Genomic DNA, 18,739 nt, shown 5'->3' on the forward strand with positions numbered 1-18,739 from the left:
CCACCAGGCTTGACGCTATCCGCTGTTGGGATTTGCCTTTACACTACGTGTGTTTACCCCGACAACTTGTATTCAGCTAAACACTGCACTGGATTAAGATGAAAACGATTGAAGTTGATGATGAACTCTATAGCTATATTGCCAGCCACACCAAGCATATTGGCGAGAGCGCATCCGACATTTTACGGCGTATGTTGAAATTTTCCGCCGCATCACAGCCTGTCACTCCGGTAGTCAAAGAAGTCCGCGCTGTGCAACCTGTCGTGGAAGCTAAGCCGGTTAACCCCGTAAAAGATAAAGTGCGCGCGATGCGTGAACTGCTGCTGTCCGACGAATACGCGGAACAGAAGAAAGCAGTAAATCGCTTTATGCTGGTGCTGTCTACACTCTATTCACTGGATCAAAACGCGTTCGCCGAAGCAACGGAATCGTTGCATGGCCGTACGCGCGTTTATTTTGCAGCGGATGAACAGACGCTGCTGAAAAATGGTAATCAAACCAAACCGAAACACGTGCCAGGCACGCCGTACTGGGTGATCACCAACACCAATACCGGCCGTAAATGCAGCATGGTTGAACACATCATGCAGTCAATGCAATTCCCTGCGGAATTGATTGAAAAGGTTTGCGGAACAATTTAATCCTTGCATTAGAAGGACCAGGCAATGGCAATCCACAACCGTGCAGGTCAACCTGCGCAACAGAGTGATTTGATTAACGTCGCCCAACTGACGGCACAGTACTATGTACTGAAACCAACAGCAGGGAACGCTGAGCACGCCGTTAAGTTCGGTACGTCCGGACATCGTGGCAGTGCAGGTCGTCATAGTTTTAACGAGCCGCATATTCTGGCTATCGCTCAGGCGATTGCTGAAGAACGTGCGAAAAACGGGATTACTGGCCCGTGCTATGTGGGCAAGGATACCCACGCGCTGTCTGAACCGGCTTTTATCTCTGTACTGGAAGTGCTGGCGGCGAACGGCGTTGACGTCATCGTGCAGGAAAATAACGGCTTTACGCCAACCCCTGCTGTGTCGAATGCTATCCTGGTCCACAACAAAAAAGGCGGCCCGCTGGCTGACGGCATTGTGATCACGCCGTCCCACAACCCGCCGGAAGATGGCGGCATTAAATATAACCCGCCAAACGGTGGTCCGGCAGATACCAACGTCACCAAAGTGGTGGAAGACAGAGCCAACGCGCTGCTGGCTGACGGTCTGCAAGGCGTGAAGCGCATGTCGCTGGATGCTGCGCTGGCATCTGGTCATGTAACAGAGCAGGATCTGGTTCAGCCGTTTGTTGAAGGACTGGCTGACATCGTCGACATGGCAGCGATCCAAAAAGCGGGTCTGACACTGGGTGTCGATCCGCTGGGCGGTTCCGGTATCGAATACTGGAAGCGTATTGCTAAGCACTACAACCTGAACCTGACTATCGTTAACGATCACGTTGATCAGACTTTCCGTTTCATGCATCTCGACAAAGATGGCGCAATCCGCATGGACTGCTCCTCCGAGTGCGCGATGGCGGGCCTGCTGGCGCTGCGCGACAAGTTCGATCTGGCCTTTGCCAACGACCCAGACTACGACCGTCACGGTATCGTCACCCCGGCAGGGCTGATGAATCCGAACCACTATCTGGCGGTGGCGATCAACTACCTGTTCCAGCATCGTCCGCAGTGGGGCAAAGATGTTGCCGTTGGTAAGACGCTGGTGTCCTCGGCAATGATTGACCGCGTGGTGAATGATTTAGGGCGTAAACTGGTCGAAGTGCCGGTTGGCTTTAAATGGTTTGTTGACGGTCTGTTCGACGGCAGCTTTGGCTTTGGTGGTGAAGAGAGTGCGGGGGCATCTTTCCTGCGTTTCGACGGTACACCGTGGTCGACCGACAAAGACGGCATCATCATGTGCCTGTTGGCGGCAGAAATTACCGCAGTGACCGGTAAGAATCCGCAGGAGCACTACAACGAACTGGCTGCCCGCTTTGGTGCGCCGAGCTACAACCGCCTGCAGGCAAGTGCGACCTCCGCACAGAAAGCGGCGCTGTCTAAGCTGTCTCCGGAAATGGTGAGTGCCAGCACGCTGGCGGGCGACCCGATCACCGCTCGTCTGACGGCGGCACCGGGCAACGGTGCTTCTATCGGCGGTCTGAAAGTGATGACTGACAACGGCTGGTTTGCCGCTCGTCCGTCCGGCACCGAAGACGCTTATAAAATCTACTGCGAGAGCTTCCTCGGTGAAGAACACCGCAAGCAGATCGAAAAAGAAGCGGTTGAGATCGTCAGCGAAGTGCTGAAGAACGCGTAAACCGTAGGCCGGATAAGACGCTAGCGTCGCTATCTGGCATGAATTAAAAAGCCGGATAGCTTTGCGCTGATCCGGCTTTTTTTATTCGGCTTAGATTCACGGCATAAACCGATAACCAATCCCGGTTTCGGTCAGAAAATGACGCGGACGCGCCGGGTCCTGTTCCAGCTTCTGGCGCAGGTGTCCCATGTAAATTCGCAGATAGTGACTGTGTTCGACGGCATTCGGTCCCCAAACCTGATTTAACAGCTGGCGTTGCGTTAGTACCTTTCCGGCATTATTCAGCAGTACCGCTAACAGGCGAAATTCAATCGGCGTCAGATGAATCTCTTCATCACCACGATGTACGAGCCGGGCGGCGATATCTACTTTTACGTTGGAAAAATGCACCACCGGCTCGGGAGACGCGCCGCTGGCGTGGCGGCGCAATGCCACGCGTAATCGCGCCTGTAGCTCGCCAATACCAAAGGGTTTACTGAGATAGTCATCGGCACCGGCATCCAGGGCAGCGATTTTATCGCTTTCTTCGCTGCGGGCTGAGAGCACAATTACCGGTATCGCGCTCCATTGTCGCAGGTCACGAATAAAATCAATGCCGTCACCGTCCGGCAGACCGAGATCGAGAATGATGAGATCGGGTTTTCGCGTGGCGGCTTCCAGCAGACCACGTTGCAGCGTTTCCGCTTCATATACACGCAGACCATCGGCTTCCAGCGCGGTGCGCAGAAAGCGACGGATAGCCTGTTCATCTTCAACAATCAGTACGTTCGTCACATATCCTCATGAAAATCTTCAAGTTCAGGGGGGATTTCCTGGGGCAGTGTAACACGGAAACATGCTCCTCCCTGTGCGCGATTGTGGACGGAAATCGTACCGCCGTGCACGTCCACAATGGCCTGACAGATTGCCAGCCCCAGCCCAACGCCTGGTACCGATGACTCTTTGTTTCCCCGGGAAAACTTGTCAAAAACTCGCTGCTCCATACCCGATGGAATGCCGGGGCCATTATCCCAGACGTCTAGTTGCAGGTGTTCGCCATCGACGCTGGCATCAATACCGATTTGCGCCGCTGGACCTGCGTATTTAACGGCGTTTTCCAGCAGATTAATCAGCACCCGTTCAAAGAGTGGGCCATCGACGTGGATCAGCGTTAACGGTGCTGGTAGCGACAAATTAATAGGAGCAGAGAGTCCTGGCTCCAGCATCTGCAGGGCGCTGCCGACCACCTCTTCCAGTGTTAACCACTCCTTCTTAAGATTAAAGCCGCCAGACTGAATTCGCGCCATATCCAGCAGGTTATTAACCAGTCGGGTCGTATTCAGGACGTGCTGGCGAATCTCGCTGGCCTGGCGCGCATGCGGCGATCCTTCGCTGGCCAGATCCAGCGTTAAAATCTCTGCCTGACCGAACAGCACCGTTAGCGGTGTACGTAAATCGTGGGAAAGGGCGGCGAGCAGCGCGTTGCGAATGCTTTCACGCTCGCTGGCAAACCGGGCCTGCTCTTCGCTGGCGGTTAGCGTCAGACGCTCCAGCGCACTGGCGACCAGTAAAGTGAAAGTTTCCAGCAGGCGTTGCTGTTCGGGGATCATCAGCTGGCGTAAATTTCCCGGTTCCACAACCAGCAGCCCATGCGTTTTGTCGGCACTTTTTAACGGTAATATTTGATACGGCACACCTGGCAACGTGTCAGTACCTGCGCCAGCCGGTTGCCCTTTATCAAAGCTCCATTGGGCAATGGCATCATCCCACGGCGTCATGCCCTGTTGATGGGTGAGAGGGGCCAGCTTACCGTTCTCACCGGGCAGTAAAACCTGGCTGCGGGCCTGGAACGTTGAGGCAATAAACTGTTCGCTGGTGGCGGCGATATCTTTCTGACTCCGTCCGACGGCCAGCGCTTTCGACATCTCATACAAATGGCGCGTACGTTGTTCACGATAACGGGCTACCCGCGCCTGATAACGCACTCCGGCGGTAAGATTACCGATTACCAGTCCTACCGTTAGCATCACGGTGAAGGTGAGCAGGTACTGGACATCGGAAACGGCCAGCGTGCCACGCGGAGCAATAAAGAAGAGATCGAAGCTGGCGACGTTAATAAAAGTTGCCAGCACCGACGGCCAGCGTCCATAAAAGAGGGCGATAACCACCACGCCCAATAAATAGATCATCACCAGGTTGGCGGCGTCAAAGGCCATCAACCACTGCATGGCAATCAACGTAATGATGGCGCACAGCGCGACGGCAACCACACAACCCTGAATTTGTACCCGCCATTTATCCTTAAAGGTGCGGTTATCTGCAGTTGGTAGCACAGGGCGCGAAGGTGGCTCATCGAGCGCAACAATCATCAGGTCGAGATCCGGTGCGCGATGGGCCAGTTTGTCAGCAAAAGAATCACTGCGCCACCAGCGTCGCGTAGTCGGACGTCCTAGGACAATTTTTCCCAGATTATGCTCACGGGCGTAGCGGATTACAGCCTTGTCTTCAGCGGGATCGGAAAGGGTGGCGGTTTCTGCACCCAGCTCCTGGGCTAACCGCAGAGCGCTTAGGATTGCCCGGCGCTGTTTTTCGGGCAGTCGGTGCAGCGCTGGCGTTTCGACATACACTGCATGCCAGACGCTGCCGAGGCGCGCTGCCAGACGCGCGGCAGCACGCACCAGCTTTTCGCTGCCGGTATTGTGTCCAATGCACAGTAAAATGGCGTCACGGGTATGCCAGACTTTTTCTTCCCCCGGACGCCCTCGCCAGGCACGCATCTGATCGTCAACCCGATCGGCCGTGCGGCGCAGGGCCAGCTCACGTAGCGCGATCAAGTTCCCTTTGCGAAAGAAATGCTCGATGGCTCTTTCCGCCTGACCGGCGATATAGACCTTGCCTTCGTTCAGGCGTTGGCGCAAATCGTCGGGGGGAAGATCGACCAGCACCACATCGTCGGCGGCATCGAAAAAAGGATCGGGGACGGTTTCGCGAACCTGAATGCCTGTGACGCCGCTGACCACATCATTGAGGCTTTCCAGATGCTGCACGTTGACGGTAGTAAAAACGTCAATACCGGCTTCGAGCAGTTCTTCAATATCTTGCCAACGCTTAGGGTGGCGTGAGCCAGGCGCATTACTGTGCGCCAGTTCATCCATCAAAATGAGCGCCGGACGGCGGGCCAGCGCCGCGTCGAGATCGAACTCGCTGATATGACGACCATGGCGCGCCTGTCGCTTTAGCGGCAGGATGCTGAGACCGTCCAGCAGCGCGGCGGTCTCTTTGCGTCCGTGGGTTTCCACCACGCCAATCAGCACATCTAACCCCTGCGCCCGCAGCCGCTGGGCCTCTGCCAGCATGGCCCAGGTTTTACCGACGCCTGCACACGCGCCGAAGAAAATTTTCAGTTTTCCGCGGTGCGGGGCAGCGGTCTGCTCCAGCAGGCGATCGGGGTCGGGGCGTAAGGGTTCGTTATGCATGTCCTTTTTCTCAGTGCTTATCCAGCGCTAAATTAAGTTCTACCAGGTTCACCACCGGCTGGCCGATAAAACTGACCAACGGCTTTTGCGTGTATTGTGCAACCAGGCGCGTGACTTCTTCAACGCTGAGGTTGCGAGCCTGCGCCACGCGGGGGATTTGCCAGGCCACCGCGGCGGGTGTCAGGTTGTTGTCCAGTCCGCTGGCAGAAGCCGTTACCAGCTCTACCGGAACGGCAGGATTTGCCTGCGGGTTGGCGGCACGCAGCGCGGCTATCCGGCTTTGCAGCTGTTTATCCAGTTCCGGGTTGCTGGCTGCCAGATTGCTGCCGCCTGAAGCCATTGGATTATAGGGCATTTCTGCTGTAGCAGACGGGCGTCCCTGAAAATAACCGGCCGCGGTAAAATGTTGCCCAATGAGCGCAGAGCCGCGAACGACCTGACCTTCACGCAGAAGCGAGCCGTTAGCCTGGTGGGGAAACCACCACTGCCCCAACGCGGTGGTCAACAACGGGTAAGCCCCGCCGGTGATAAGCATCAGGAAAATCAATGTTGATAATGCAGGACGTAATCCACTCATCTGAAACCTCACACCAGACCCAGCAGGGTCAGCAGTAAATCAATTGCTTTGATACCGATAAACGGCACAACCAGACCACCCAGACCATAGATCCACAAATTACGGCGCAGCATTGCGGATGCGGATAACGGTTTGTAGCTCACGCCTTTAAGCGCCAGCGGGATCAGAAAGACGATAACCAGCGCATTAAAGATAACCGCGCTGAGGATCGCCGAGTCCGGCGAATGCAGCCCCATCACGTTAAGCGCATTGAGCTGCGGGTAGGTGGCGGCAAACGCGGCCGGGATAATGGCGAAATACTTCGCCACATCGTTGGCGATACTGAAGGTGGTCAGCGAACCACGCGTCATCAGCATCTGTTTACCAATGTGCACCACTTCAATCAGCTTGGTGGGGTTAGAGTCGAGATCCACCATGTTGCCCGCTTCCTTCGCTGCCTGGGTCCCGGAGTTCATGGCGACCGCCACGTCGGCTTGCGCCAGCGCCGGGGCGTCATTGGTTCCGTCGCCGGTCATCGCCACCAGACGACCTTCCGCCTGATACTGACGAATCAGCGCCAGCTTGGCTTCCGGCGTGGCTTCAGCTAAGAAGTCATCTACCCCGGCTTCTGCCGCAATCGCGGCGGCGGTTAAACGGTTATCGCCGGTGATCATCACCGTTTTGATGCCCATTTTGCGTAGTTGGGCAAAACGTTCTTTGATTCCGCCTTTTACGATATCTTTCAGGGCAATCACGCCCAGTACGTGGGAGCCTTCGGCAACCACCAGCGGTGTAGCGCCTAGGCGTGCGACGTTTTCGACCTTCTGCTCCACGTCGGCAGGGAAGTGGCCGCCGTTGGCTTCGACGTGACGACGAATAGCATCGACCGACCCTTTGCGGATCATGCGGTTGTCGATGTTGATCCCGCTCATCCGACTTTGGGCGGTAAACGGTACAAAGGTGGCGTGTAGCGATTGCACGTCGCGAATACGCAGATTAAAGCGCTGTTTTGCCAGAATCACGATACTGCGGCCTTCAGGGGTTTCATCGGCCAGAGATGAAAGCTGCGCGGCGTCGGCCAGCGTTTTTTCGTCCACGCCCTGGGCGGGCAGGAAATCTGAAGCCTGGCGGTTACCCAGCGTAATGGTGCCGGTTTTGTCCAGCAGCAGTACGTCCACGTCACCCGCAGCTTCTACTGCACGTCCGCTGGTGGCGATGACGTTCGCGCCCAGCATGCGGCTCATCCCGGCGACGCCAATTGCAGAGAGCAACCCACCGATGGTGGTGGGGATCAGACACACCAGCAGGGCAACCAGTACCGTGACGCTAACCGCGCTACCACCCCAGGCGGAAAATGGCCACAGCGTGGCGGTCGCCAGCAGAAAAACGATGGTCAGGGCTATCAACAGGATCGTCAGGGCGATTTCATTCGGCGTTTTACGCCGCTGCGCGCCTTCAACCATGGCGATCATCCGGTCGAGGAACGTTTCACCAGGGTTCACGCTACATTCGATCACCAGCCAGTCGGAGAGGATGCGGGTCCCGCCGGTGACGGAGGCGAAATCACCACCGGATTCACGAATGACCGGCGCGGATTCACCGGTAATGGCGCTTTCATCTACCGATGCGCCACCTTCGATGACCTCGCCGTCACACGGGATAATATCGCCCGCTTCTACTAACACGATATCTCCTTTGCGTAAATCCTCCGCCGGCACGTGATCCATGGCGGCACCGTATTTCGGTTCGCGGAGTTTGCGAGCAAAAGCGGTTTTTTTCACTCCTTTCAGACTGTTAGCCTGAGCCTTACTGCGTCCTTCCGCCAGCGCTTCGGCAAAGTTGGCGAACAGAACGGTGACCCACAGCCACAGACTTATCGCGCCGGTAAACCACGGATTGCCTTGCATATGGCCTGTGGCCATTGCCAGCGTTAACAGGGTTGTCAGCAGACTGCCCAGCCAGACGATAAACATCACCGGATTGCGCCACTGGGTATGTGGGCTTAATTTTTTCACGGCGTCCATCAGCGCCTGTGCGACCAGAGAGGGTTCGAACAGCGCCAGTTGCTTACGACTCATAGTCATGTGCTCCGCATCACTCAGTGTAATGACAGGTATTCTGCGACCGGGCCAAGCGCCAGGGCAGGAACAAAGGTGAGGGCGCCAACCAGTAACACCGTACCGATTAACAACCCGACAAACAGTGCACCGTGGGTAGGCAGCGTGCCTGGACTTGCTGGCTGGATCTTTTTACTGACCAGCGATCCGGCAATTGCCATCACGGGGATGATCACGCCGAAACGGCCGAAGAACATGCACAGGGCCAGCAGACAGTTCCAGAACGGGCTGTTGGCGCTTAATCCGGCGAAGGCGCTGCCGTTGTTGTTCGCGGCAGACGATACGGCGTACAACACCTCACTAAAGCCATGTGGACCAGGATTGAGCATGGCGCTGCGTCCGGCATCGCTCATCATCGCTATCGCCGTACCGAGCAGGACCAGCGCAGGGGTGACCAGAATCGCCAGCGCGGTCATTTTCATTTCACGCACGTCTATTTTCTTACCCAGATATTCCGGCGTGCGACCAATCATCAGGCCCGCGATAAACACCGCCAACAACACGAACAGCAGCATGCCGTACAGGCCCGAACCGACACCACCGAAGACCACTTCGCCAATCTGCATTAGCCACATCGGCACCATCCCGCCCAGCGCGGTGAAGGAGTCATGCATCGCATCGACAGCGCCGCAAGATGCCGCTGTCGTCACGACGGAAAAAAGACTCGTAGCCAGCACGCCAAAGCGGCTTTCTTTGCCTTCCATGTTGATATTACTGTCTGCACCGAATGCCATCAGGTGCGGGTTGCCTTGAACTTCGGCCCACATCACCACGGCTACGCAGACTACAAATATCAGCGACATGGCCCACAGCAGGGTCCGCCCCTGGCGACGATCGCCAACCACATCACCAAAGGCAAAACACAGCGCGGTAGGAATTAAGAAAATGGCCAGCATCTGTACCAGATTGGTCAACGCGGTAGGGTTTTCAAACGGATGTGATGAGTTAGCGTTAAAGAAACCGCCCCCGTTAGTGCCAAGCATCTTAATCGCTTCCTGTGAGGCGACGGGCCCCATAGGCAGCAGCTGTTTCACCCCTTCAAGGGTAGTCATGGGCTGATAGGGCAACACGTTTTGCAGCACACCTTGCTGAATGAAGAACAACGCAATGAGCAATGCAATGGGGAGCAGGATCCACAATGTAATGCGAACCAGATCGACCCAGGCATTGCCCAGCGTGTTCATGCTCTGGCGAGTAAAGGCACGGGCCAGGGCAAAAATCACCGCAATCCCGGTTGCCGCTGACAGGAAGTTCTGCACGGTCAGCCCGACCATTTGGCTGAAGTAGCTTAAGGTGGTTTCGCCAGCATAGGATTGCCAGTTGGTATTAGTGACAAAACTCACCGCTGTGTTGAGCGCTAAATCCCACGAAAGCCCAGGTAGCTGTTGCGGATTTAGCGGCAGCAGGTTTTGCGCCATCAGCATTGAAAACAGGACTAGCAAACCCAGCACATTGAGCACGAGGATCGCCAACAGATACTGCCGCCAGTTCATCTCCTGCTGCGAGATGCCCAGACCGCGCCAGAGCAGATGTTCCACGCCAGCCAGACCCGGCAGGGACGTATTATTGATCAGCCGAGCCAAGCCAAAACCCAGCGGTCTGGCGATGATAAACAGTACCAGCAAGAAACTGGCAATGAGTAAAAATCCTTGGGCCGCCATCAGAACGCCTCCGCATTAATCAGGGCATACACCAGATAACCTAATAATAAAAAGACCAGCACAATGCCGGTTATCACGCCTGCACTCACGGTGCACCTCCAGTGGCATAAATGTGATAACCAGAGCGTAGATTTTTGCTTGCAAAGATTTCGCAAAAATCAGTGGGAGGGGTGTAAAAAAAGTATAAAAATGGCAAAGACCATTATTTAACTAATGATTAGTATTAATTTAACCTTTATGTAACTTAATTACGGTTTTTAGCTAAACGGAGCATCAATAGATAAAAATAAGTGGTCGGATGAGTAGCAAAATTACACACAAGGCGGTATTATTTTCATCAGTTAACCAAGTTTATTTTTCCGGTGCGATTCACCGAACAGATATATGGGAGAGGATTATGGACTTTTATAAAGAATATCCAGCACACATTGTTTTCTTGCGCCGTACCTTTGCCGTTGTGGCGGGCGTGCTGGCGCTGCCGGTCATGTTGTTCTGGAAAGACCGCGCCCGTTTTTACAGCTATCTGCACCGCGTCTGGTCCAAAACCAGTGATAAACCGGTGTGGATGGAGCAGGCTGAAAAAGCCACCTGCGACTTCTATTAAGTTGTCGTTATTGTTCAAGAAAACCGCCAACAGCAATGTGGCGGTTTTTTTATACGCCGACGTCTACACTTATCTGAGTAACGGATAAGGAGTGGCGATGAGCACGAGAATTCCTGTTGGTATCCGCACCTGTCTGACCACAGAAGCGAGTGAGGCACCTCAGTTCGACGAAAATACATTAATACGTGTTTACGCTTTGCATGAATTGCACCGCCTGCGTCAGCGAAAATTAACGCGGGGCGCATTAATTGACTATCATACCCGCTACAAACTGGTACTACTGGCGCATTCCCAGCCAGAGTATCGGGAGCTTGGCCCCTTCGTTGCCGCAATCCATGAATGGCAAGATCTCGATGCTTTTTTTACCGAGTATCGCCTACGATTGATCCATCTGTTATTAAATCCTGCTACCCGGCGTAACCATACCAATGTATTGATGCACGTACAGGGCTATTTCCGTAATCAGCTCGATCTGCGTCAACGTCAGGAATTGACCTCGATAATCGATAACTATCGACGCGAGGCGCAGCCGCTACTTGCACCCTTAATGCTCCTCAAACACTATATGGCTGAGCACCCGAACACCTGGTTGTCCGGGCAACGTTATTTTGAACTCTGGCCTGCGATTTGGCGTTTACAGGGCAATGATTAATTTTTATCAGGGAGTTTTATGACCACGCATTTGGTCTGGTTTCGGCGTGATTTACGTCTGCATGACAATCTCGCGCTGGCGGCGGCTTGTCGGGATCGTTCTGCACATGTACTCGCGCTCTATATCTCCACGCCTGAACAGTGGAAGGCGCATGATATGGCCCCACGTCAGGCTGCATTGGTTAATGCGCAGCTGAACGCGTTGCAAACGGCGCTGGCAGAAAAGGGCATCCCGCTTCTGTTTCATGAAGTTGCTGATTTTGCGACCAGTGTGGAAACCGTCAAAAACGTCTGCGTACAGCATGGCGTCAGTCGAATATTTTATAACTATCAATATGAAATAAACGAACGCCAGCGTGATACTGCCGTCGAAAAGTCATTACCTCAGGTGGTGTGCGAAGGGTTTGACGACAGCGTGATCCTGCCTCCGGGGGCGGTCATGACCGGTAATCACGAGATGTATAAAGTCTTTACGCCGTTTAAAAATGCCTGGCTGAAGCGGATAAAAGACGGGATCCCGGAATGTGTCAGTGCGCCGAAGGTGAGAGAAAGCGGTGCTCTTGACTCTCCATTAACATCCATCGCGCTGAGCTACCCGCAGCAGGATTTTGATACGCAGCAATTTCCGGCAGAAGAAAAATTGGCCATCGCGCAGTTACGCCATTTTTGCCAGCAGGCCGCCGGAGAATATGAACAACTGCGTGACTTTCCGGCGATTGATGGAACCAGTCGATTATCCGCGAGCCTGGCGACAGGAGGACTATCACCGCGCCAGTGCCTGAATCGACTGCTCGTGGAGCAGCCGCAGGCGCTTGAGGATGGGGCAGGCAGCGTTTGGTTGAATGAGCTTATTTGGCGCGAATTTTATCGTCATCTGATGACTTACCATCCGGCGCTATGTCGGTATCAACCTTTTATTCGCTGGACCGAACGCGTGCAATGGCAGAATAATCCGACGCATTTCCAGGCCTGGAAAACAGGGAATACAGGCTACCCCATTGTGGATGCGGCCATGCGTCAGCTCAACGCCATGGGCTGGATGCATAATCGTTTACGCATGATTACCGCCAGTTTTTTAGTGAAAGACCTGCTGATCGACTGGCGTAAAGGCGAACAATATTTCATGTCGCAACTGATCGATGGCGACCTGGCGGCCAATAACGGCGGCTGGCAGTGGGCAGCCTCAACCGGAACCGACGCCGCACCGTATTTCCGTATCTTTAACCCCACGACGCAGGGCGAAAAATTCGACCGTGACGGTGAGTTTATCCGCCAGTGGCTGCCGGAACTGCGCGATGTGCCGGGTAAAGCTATTCATGAACCGTGGTCATGGGCTGAAAAAGCGCAGGTGACGCTTAACTATCCTCGTCAGATTGTCGATCATAAACAGGCAAGGCTGGCGACGCTGGCGGCATATGAGGCGGCGCGTAAGGGATAAGCGCGCAGCGGATTTCTGCGTAAGACCTTCCAGTAGAATGAATATGTTGCAGTGGTGGGGGCATTTAGCGCTGAAGCGTGTACGCAAGGCTGCTAATGCCTTGATGAAGATGTTTTCCGCCAGCAGTAAAGTGCCGTCATCTTCATTCAGGTGACGGAATTTGATGACAACACCAACGACATCTACACCGCACGATGCGGTATTTAAAACGTTTTTACATCATCCAGAAACAGCTCGGGACTTCCTCGAAATTCATCTACCCGCAGATCTGCAAACGCTTTGCGATTTAAATACGCTGAAGCTGGAGTCAGAAAGCTTTATTGAAGCGGATTTACGTACCCGCTACTCCGACGTGCTCTGGTCTGTGCATACGCACGATGGTGAAGGTTATGTATACGTGGTTATAGAACACCAGAGTTCAGCCGATCCGCATATGGCTTTTCGTCTGCTGCGTTACGCAATAGCGGCGATGCAGCGTCATTTGGATGCCGGGCACAAAGAACTGCCGATTGTGATACCCATGCTGTTTTATCATGGCTGTCGAAGTCCGTATCCGTACTCACTGTGCTGGCTTGATGCGTTTACCGATCCTGTAACGGCACGGCAACTTTATGCCAGCGCATTTCCATTGGTGGATATCACAGTGGTGCCCGATGACGAAATCATGGCTCACAGGCGAATGGCACTGCTGGAATTAATGCAAAAACATATCCGTCAGCGGGATTTGATGGGGCTGGTAGATCAACTGGCCACGCTGTTACTTACAGGGTGCGCTAATGACACGCAACTACAGGCGATGTTTAATTACATCCTGCAATCCGGCGATGAATCTCGCTTTAATGAATTTATACAAGAGATGGCGCAACGGATCCCCCAACATAAGGAGAAGCTGATGACGATTGCCGAGCGGTTACGCTTAGATGGATTACAGGAAGGGTTGCAGCGAGGCAAACGAGAAGCCGCATTACGTATAGCGCAAACTATGTTGGAGCAGGGAATAGATCGCAACATGGTGCTTCTGGTTACAGGTCTTTCTGAAGAGGAGTTGACTGCCAGCTATGCGTAATTCCTGAAAAAAAGCCCGAATCAGATTACATCATCGGGCCCCTACACTCAGGATTCTACCACCAGCGGACGGTTTCTGAACTTAAGCGACTGGTACAGCCAAATCAGCAGCACCAGCACCACACAGGCCAGCGCGCCCCAGGTAATTTCACTAAAGACATCAATGTATGCATTGATGGAGTAGTTGATAGCGCCCGCAGCATCAAACGAACCTTGCGAGGTCTGATCGGCGATAACACCAGCCAGGTAGTTGGCGATGGCACCGGAAAGCAGCATATAAATGCCGGTTAATACGCCGGTAACACCAGGGATCTCAATACGCGTAATTTGTGACATTGCCACCGGGTCAATAAACAGTTCGGCAAAGCCCATGACCGCCAACCCAAGTACCATCAGCGGCATGGAAGAGTGGCCGTAAGCAGCGGACCAGCGAGCGCTCAAGGTTAGAATACAGAATCCAGCGCTCATTAAGCCGAGGCCAAGGGCAAATTTACCCCAGATACGTACGGTACGATTGCCACTTACGCTTTCTTTGACTACCCACGCCAGTACGATACCGCACAGCATAACGGCAAAAGCGTTAACCGACTGGAACATCGCGGTAGGGACGGAATACCCCAGAATATCGCGGTTAACGAAGCGGTCGATATACAGGCTGATCGAACTGCCGCCCTGTTGAGCAAAGGCCCAAAACAACAGGCTAAAGAAGGTCAGTGTGACGATAAGCCCCAGCTCTTTGCGCTGTTTCTGCGTCTGTGCCTGGCGATAAATCTTCGCCAGAACTGCCAGACCAATAACAGTGGCAACAATCAGTGCATAAACGGACCACTCTTTCCAGAACAGCACGGTAATCAGCAGCGGTGCGGCAACCAACAAAACTAACAGCCAGGCCCAGTTTGGCAGAATAAAGGTTTTAGCACACAGAACGGCCTTGTTGACGCCGGTGGTGTGGGCGAAATGGCGATTACCACATAAGAATATCACCAGCCCTGCCAGCATGCCGATGGCAGCCAGCGCAAAGCCCATCGCCCAGCTGTATTCTTCCTGCACGTAGCCACAGGCAATAGGGGCAATAATCGAACCGATGTTACCGGCGGCGTAGAGCAGAGAGAATCCACCGTCGCGACGCGGGTCTTCAGGTTGATATAACTCGCCCAGCAGGCAACTGATATTTGATTTAAACAGACCGTAACCGCAGACAATTATCGCCAGCGACAAATAGAGGAACGCCGGAGCCATTTCACTGGCACCTAATACCAGATGTCCCACCGCCATTAAAAATGCGCCGATCATCACCGCCATTCGATTGCCGAGCACTTTATCGGCCAGGTATCCCCCGAGAATAGGGGTGACATAGACCAGCGAGCAGTAGGCGCTGAACAGTTCATATGCGTGATTATCGTCGTACTTAAGCTGGTTAGTGAGATACAGGATCAGCAGCGCACGCATACCGTAAAAACTGAAGTATTCCCAGATTTGTAGCGCGACAACGTAGTATATCGCCCGTGGTTGAGATGCTTGTTTATTCATTATTTTCTCGAAGTAAATGCCTCGCGACTGGCTGAACGTGCTGCGCGAGTGTGTTTCCTTAAAGTTGTAACTTTGATACAGATCTGATTATTTTTGCAATATGCTGTCTGATTGCATAAATATACATGAATTAGATCGCGTAGTGGTAAGCAAATCACGTTCAAAGCGGGTGTGATTGTTTCTTTATGTGTCAGTGAAATGGCTATCGACGAACGCAGGCGGGGACGCTATTTTAACCTAAGCTGTGTTGCTGATTGAGCAGGCAGAAATGATGACTACGAGGACGATGATGAAAAACACCGAACTGGAACAACTGATCAACGACAAACTAAACAGCGCCGCCATTAGCGATTATGCGCCGAATGGTTTGCAGGTTGAGGGCAAAGAGACGGTGCATAAAATCGTGACCGGTGTGACTGCAAGCCAGGCATTGCTGGACGAGGCGGTACGCCAGCAAGCGGATGCGGTTATTGTTCACCACGGCTATTTCTGGAAAGGCGAATCTCCGGTTATTCGCGGCATGAAGCGCAATCGTCTGAAAACGCTGTTAGAAAATGATATCAACCTGTATGGCTGGCACTTGCCGCTGGATGCACACCCGGAATTGGGGAATAACGCGCAGTTGGCCGCGCTGTTGGGAATCACCGTTATGGGGGAAATTGAACCGCTGGTGCCATGGGGAGAACTCTCCATGCCTGTTCCGGGGCTGGAGCTGGCATCGTGGATTGAAGCGCGTTTAGGTCGTAAACCGTTATGGTGCGGTGATACCGGGCCGGAGAAAGTTCAGCGCGTTGCCTGGTGTACCGGGGGCGGTCAAAGTTTTATTGATAGCGCAGCCCGATTTGGTGTCGACGCCTTTATTACCGGTGAAGTCTCTGAGCAAACCATTCACTCAGCCCGCGAGCAGGGGCTGCATTTTTATGCTGCCGGTCACCATGCGACCGAACGCGGCGGCATTCGCGCATTAAGCGAATGGCTGAATGAAAATACCGATCTGGACGTAACCTTTATCGATATACCTAATCCAGCGTAATAAAGAGGGATGAAAGTGCAGCGAGCGCGTTGTTATCTGTTAGGTGAAACGGCGGTGGTTCTCGAACTGGAGCCCCCCATCACGCTGGCGACTCAGAAACGCATCTGGCGTCTGGCTCAGCGTTTAGTTGACGCCCCGAATGTGCTTGAAGCTATTCCGGGAATGAACAATATCACGGTTACTCTACGCGACCCGCAAACGCTGGCGCTGGATGCGATTGAACGCCTGCAGCGCTGGTGGGAAGAGAGCGAAGCACTGGAGCCGGATTCACGTTTTATTGAAATACCTGTGACCTATGGTGGTGAGTTTGGCCCTGATCTGGCAGAGGTCGCCCGACACAGTGGATTAAGCGACAAGCAGGTCGTCGAACTTCATGCGTCAGTTGACTATGTGGTGTGGTTTATCGGTTTTCAGCCGGGATTTCCCTATCTCGGGAGCTTACCTGAACAGCTGCATACCCCCAGACGTGCGGAACCGCGTTTGCTTGTTCCGGCAGGTTCTGTCGGTATCGGTGGATCTCAAACGGGGATCTACCCGCTTGCCACACCCGGTGGATGGCAATTGATTGGGCGTACCTCCGTTTCGTTATTTGATCCAAAACGGGAGGAGCCGATTCTGTTACGGGCTGGCGATACCGTGCGTTTTGTCCCGCAGAAGGAGGGGATATGTTAAACATCATCCGCGCTGGCATGTACACCTCAGTACAGGACGGGGGACGCCATAGTTTTCGTCAATCCGGAATTAGTCACTGTGGCGCGCTGGATAAACCGGCGCTGAACGTGGCTAACCTGCTGGTGGGTAATGATGCGAATGCCGCAGCGCTGGAAATCACGCTGGGGCAACTGGTGGTGGAGTTTGAAGCCGATGGCTGGTTTGCCCTGACCGGTGCCGGATGCGAAGCGCATCTGGATCGAACTCCAGTATGGAGCGGATGGCGGTTACCAGTAAAAGCCGGGCAGCGCCTGACGCTAAAACGACCTCTTCATGGTATGCGCAGTTATCTGGCAGTAGCAGGCGGTATTGATGTTCCCGAAGTGATGGGTTCGCGTAGTACCGATCTGAAAGTGGGCATTGGTGGGTTTGAAGGACGTCTGCTGCGTGATGGCGATCGACTGGCGATTGGCATATCTGTCCGGCAATTCAGCGGGCCACAAGGTGTAAAACAACTGATGTGGGGTAATCTCATTCGCGCACTGCCCGGCCCTGAATATCAGGAGTTTGATGAGGTATCGCAGGCCTCTTTCTGGCGCTCGCCGTGGCAGCTTAGCCCGCAAAGTAACCGTATGGGGTATCGTCTTCAGGGGCAGCCGCTGACGCGCACGACCGATCGCGAGCTGCTGTCGCATGGTTTGCTCCCCGGCGTGGTGCAGGTTCCGCATAATGGCCAGCCAATCGTGCTGATGAACGATGCTCAGACGACGGGTGGCTATCCGCGCATCGCCTGTATTATCGAGGCAGATATGTATCATCTGGCGCAGATCCCGCTCGGTCAGCCGATTCATTTTGTGCAGTGTTCGCTGGAGGAAGCGCTTAAGGCGCGACAGGAACGGCAGCGTTACCTGGAACAATTAACATGGCGACTTAACAATGAAAATTGATCTCAACGCGGACCTCGGTGAGGGATGCGCTAACGATGCGGCGCTGCTGCAACTGGTGTCTTCAGCCAATATTGCCTGTGGGTTTCACGCCGGCGATGCGCAAACTATGCTCTCAAGCGTGCGCGAGGCGTTAAAAAATGGTGTGGCGGTAGGCGCACACCCCAGCTTTCCGGATCGGGAAAATTTTGGTCGTAGCGCCATGACCCTGCCTGCACAAACGGTGTATGCGCAGACGCTGTATCAAATTGGCGCGCTGGCTGCCATCACGCGGGCAGAAGGCGGCGTGATGCGCCATGTCAAACCGCATGGCATGCTCTATAACCAGGCGGCGAAAGATCCTCAATTGGCTGATGCGATTGCGAAAGCGGTTCATGCCTGTGATCCGTCGCTGGTTCTGGTCGGGCTGGCGGGAAGCGAACTGATTCGCGCTGGAGAACACTATGGCTTGATAACGCGTCAGGAGGTTTTTGCCGATCGGGGTTATCAGGCCGATGGCAGTCTGGTGCCACGTAACCAGCCGGGCGCACTGATTGAGGATGAAGAGCAGGCGCTGGCGCAAACGTTAGAAATGGTGCAATCCGGCAGAGTAAAAAGCCAAAGTGGAACATGGGCAAGCGTGACCGCCCAGACGGTATGCATTCATGGGGATGGCGAGCACGCACTCGCTTTTGCCCGTCGCTTGCGTAGCGCCTTTAATGCATGCAATATTGAAATTGGTGCATAAG

General features: G+C 54.1%; 17 protein-coding genes. 10 read left to right on the forward strand and 7 right to left on the reverse strand.

Features of this window, described 5'->3' with window-relative positions; translation table 11 throughout:
* Positions 1 to 98 precede the first annotated feature (98 nt).
* The gene (gene seqA, locus OGY33_RS03860) at positions 99 to 641 is read left to right on the forward strand and encodes a replication initiation negative regulator SeqA (protein ID WP_048214679.1); all 543 of its coding nucleotides are present in this window, start codon (positions 99 to 101) and stop codon (positions 639 to 641) included.
* A gap of 24 nt (positions 642 to 665) precedes the next feature.
* Positions 666 to 2,306, forward strand: coding sequence for a phosphoglucomutase (alpha-D-glucose-1,6-bisphosphate-dependent) (pgm, locus tag OGY33_RS03865; RefSeq protein WP_008784117.1), 1,641 nt, complete (start codon positions 666 to 668; stop codon positions 2,304 to 2,306).
* A 96-nt stretch (positions 2,307 to 2,402) separates the two neighbouring features.
* Here the strand turns inward: pgm and kdpE are convergent, their stop codons facing one another.
* Genes kdpE through kdpF form a run of 6 tightly spaced genes read right to left on the reverse strand, consistent with a single transcriptional unit; the run spans position 2,403 to position 10,184 of the window.
* A complete protein-coding gene (kdpE, locus tag OGY33_RS03870) occupies positions 2,403 to 3,080 on the reverse strand; it encodes a two-component system response regulator KdpE (protein ID WP_048226088.1) in 678 nt (225 codons plus the stop codon).
* The gene (gene kdpD, locus OGY33_RS03875) at positions 3,077 to 5,761 is read right to left on the reverse strand and encodes a two-component system sensor histidine kinase KdpD (protein ID WP_149608216.1); all 2,685 of its coding nucleotides are present in this window, start codon (positions 5,759 to 5,761) and stop codon (positions 3,077 to 3,079) included. Before kdpD ends, kdpE begins: the two co-directional genes overlap by 4 nt.
* 10 nt (positions 5,762 to 5,771) lie before the next feature.
* A complete protein-coding gene (kdpC, locus tag OGY33_RS03880; RefSeq protein WP_048226085.1) occupies positions 5,772 to 6,338 on the reverse strand; it encodes a potassium-transporting ATPase subunit KdpC in 567 nt (188 codons plus the stop codon).
* An 8-nt stretch (positions 6,339 to 6,346) separates the two neighbouring features.
* Positions 6,347 to 8,395, reverse strand: coding sequence for a potassium-transporting ATPase subunit KdpB (gene kdpB, locus OGY33_RS03885; RefSeq protein ID WP_048214675.1), 2,049 nt, complete (start codon positions 8,393 to 8,395; stop codon positions 6,347 to 6,349).
* A gap of 20 nt (positions 8,396 to 8,415) precedes the next feature.
* Positions 8,416 to 10,095, reverse strand: a complete 1,680-nt coding sequence (gene kdpA / locus OGY33_RS03890) for a potassium-transporting ATPase subunit KdpA (protein WP_048214674.1) — start codon at positions 10,093 to 10,095, stop codon at positions 8,416 to 8,418.
* Positions 10,095 to 10,184, reverse strand: coding sequence for a K(+)-transporting ATPase subunit F (gene kdpF, locus OGY33_RS03895; protein ID WP_001670793.1), 90 nt, complete (start codon positions 10,182 to 10,184; stop codon positions 10,095 to 10,097). The genes kdpA and kdpF overlap by 1 nt, the downstream gene beginning before the upstream one ends.
* 308 nt (positions 10,185 to 10,492) lie before the next feature.
* Here kdpF and OGY33_RS03900 point away from each other — a divergent pair, with 308 nt between their 5' ends.
* The 4 genes from OGY33_RS03900 (at position 10,493) to OGY33_RS03915 (ending at position 13,854) form a co-directional block, all read left to right on the forward strand.
* Complete coding sequence (locus OGY33_RS03900) at positions 10,493 to 10,699, forward strand: YbfA family protein (RefSeq protein WP_003022870.1); 207 nt, start codon at positions 10,493 to 10,495, stop codon at positions 10,697 to 10,699.
* Positions 10,700 to 10,796: 97 nt separating this feature from the next.
* Positions 10,797 to 11,351 carry a DUF1722 domain-containing protein gene (locus tag OGY33_RS03905; protein WP_100247216.1) on the forward strand — a complete coding sequence of 185 codons (555 nt, stop codon included), beginning with the start codon at positions 10,797 to 10,799 and terminating at the stop codon, positions 11,349 to 11,351.
* 18 nt (positions 11,352 to 11,369) lie between these two features.
* Positions 11,370 to 12,788, forward strand: a complete 1,419-nt coding sequence (gene phrB, locus OGY33_RS03910) for a deoxyribodipyrimidine photo-lyase (RefSeq protein ID WP_191238755.1) — start codon at positions 11,370 to 11,372, stop codon at positions 12,786 to 12,788.
* Between the two features lie 163 nt (positions 12,789 to 12,951).
* Entirely contained in the window at positions 12,952 to 13,854 is a 903-nt protein-coding gene (locus tag OGY33_RS03915; RefSeq protein ID WP_191238754.1) for an Rpn family recombination-promoting nuclease/putative transposase, read from the forward strand.
* A gap of 47 nt (positions 13,855 to 13,901) precedes the next feature.
* Here the strand turns inward: OGY33_RS03915 and dtpD are convergent, their stop codons facing one another.
* Positions 13,902 to 15,383 carry a dipeptide permease DtpD gene (dtpD, locus tag OGY33_RS03920; protein WP_191238753.1) on the reverse strand — a complete coding sequence of 494 codons (1,482 nt, stop codon included), beginning with the start codon at positions 15,381 to 15,383 and terminating at the stop codon, positions 13,902 to 13,904.
* A 289-nt stretch (positions 15,384 to 15,672) separates the two neighbouring features.
* On the opposite strand from dtpD, the gene ybgI reads away from it, so the two are divergent.
* The 4 genes from ybgI to pxpA are packed head-to-tail and all read left to right on the forward strand — an operon-like array spanning position 15,673 to position 18,738.
* A complete protein-coding gene (ybgI, locus tag OGY33_RS03925; RefSeq protein ID WP_003831390.1) occupies positions 15,673 to 16,416 on the forward strand; it encodes a radiation resistance protein YbgI in 744 nt (247 codons plus the stop codon).
* Between the two features lie 15 nt (positions 16,417 to 16,431).
* Positions 16,432 to 17,088, forward strand: coding sequence for a 5-oxoprolinase subunit PxpB (pxpB, locus tag OGY33_RS03930; RefSeq protein ID WP_003831391.1), 657 nt, complete (start codon positions 16,432 to 16,434; stop codon positions 17,086 to 17,088).
* The gene (pxpC, locus tag OGY33_RS03935; RefSeq protein ID WP_191238752.1) at positions 17,082 to 18,014 is read left to right on the forward strand and encodes a 5-oxoprolinase subunit PxpC; all 933 of its coding nucleotides are present in this window, start codon (positions 17,082 to 17,084) and stop codon (positions 18,012 to 18,014) included. The genes pxpB and pxpC overlap by 7 nt, the downstream gene beginning before the upstream one ends.
* Complete coding sequence (gene pxpA / locus OGY33_RS03940; protein WP_191238751.1) at positions 18,004 to 18,738, forward strand: 5-oxoprolinase subunit PxpA; 735 nt, start codon at positions 18,004 to 18,006, stop codon at positions 18,736 to 18,738. Before pxpC ends, pxpA begins: the two co-directional genes overlap by 11 nt.
* Position 18,739 lies beyond the last annotated feature (1 nt).

Origin of the sequence: Citrobacter sp. Cpo032 (assembly GCF_030332975.1) — a bacterium.
GTDB classification, from domain to species: Bacteria; Pseudomonadota; Gammaproteobacteria; order Enterobacterales; family Enterobacteriaceae; genus Citrobacter; species Citrobacter portucalensis.

Coding starts and splice junctions, on each gene's coding strand:
- OGY33_RS03915 (WP_191238754.1), top strand. CDS start 12,952: ATGACAACACCAACGACATCTACACCGCACGATGCGGTATTTAAAACG.
- kdpA (WP_048214674.1), bottom strand. CDS start 10,095: ATGGCGGCCCAAGGATTTTTACTCATTGCCAGTTTCTTGCTGGTACTG.
- OGY33_RS03900 (WP_003022870.1), top strand. CDS start 10,493: ATGGACTTTTATAAAGAATATCCAGCACACATTGTTTTCTTGCGCCGT.
- kdpC (WP_048226085.1), bottom strand. CDS start 6,338: ATGAGTGGATTACGTCCTGCATTATCAACATTGATTTTCCTGATGCTT.
- kdpD (WP_149608216.1), bottom strand. CDS start 5,761: ATGCATAACGAACCCTTACGCCCCGACCCCGATCGCCTGCTGGAGCAG.
- pgm (WP_008784117.1), top strand. CDS start 666: ATGGCAATCCACAACCGTGCAGGTCAACCTGCGCAACAGAGTGATTTG.
- kdpB (WP_048214675.1), bottom strand. CDS start 8,395: ATGAGTCGTAAGCAACTGGCGCTGTTCGAACCCTCTCTGGTCGCACAG.
- pxpC (WP_191238752.1), top strand. CDS start 17,082: ATGTTAAACATCATCCGCGCTGGCATGTACACCTCAGTACAGGACGGG.
- OGY33_RS03905 (WP_100247216.1), top strand. CDS start 10,797: ATGAGCACGAGAATTCCTGTTGGTATCCGCACCTGTCTGACCACAGAA.
- seqA (WP_048214679.1), top strand. CDS start 99: ATGAAAACGATTGAAGTTGATGATGAACTCTATAGCTATATTGCCAGC.
- dtpD (WP_191238753.1), bottom strand. CDS start 15,383: ATGAATAAACAAGCATCTCAACCACGGGCGATATACTACGTTGTCGCG.
- ybgI (WP_003831390.1), top strand. CDS start 15,673: ATGAAAAACACCGAACTGGAACAACTGATCAACGACAAACTAAACAGC.
- phrB (WP_191238755.1), top strand. CDS start 11,370: ATGACCACGCATTTGGTCTGGTTTCGGCGTGATTTACGTCTGCATGAC.
- pxpA (WP_191238751.1), top strand. CDS start 18,004: ATGAAAATTGATCTCAACGCGGACCTCGGTGAGGGATGCGCTAACGAT.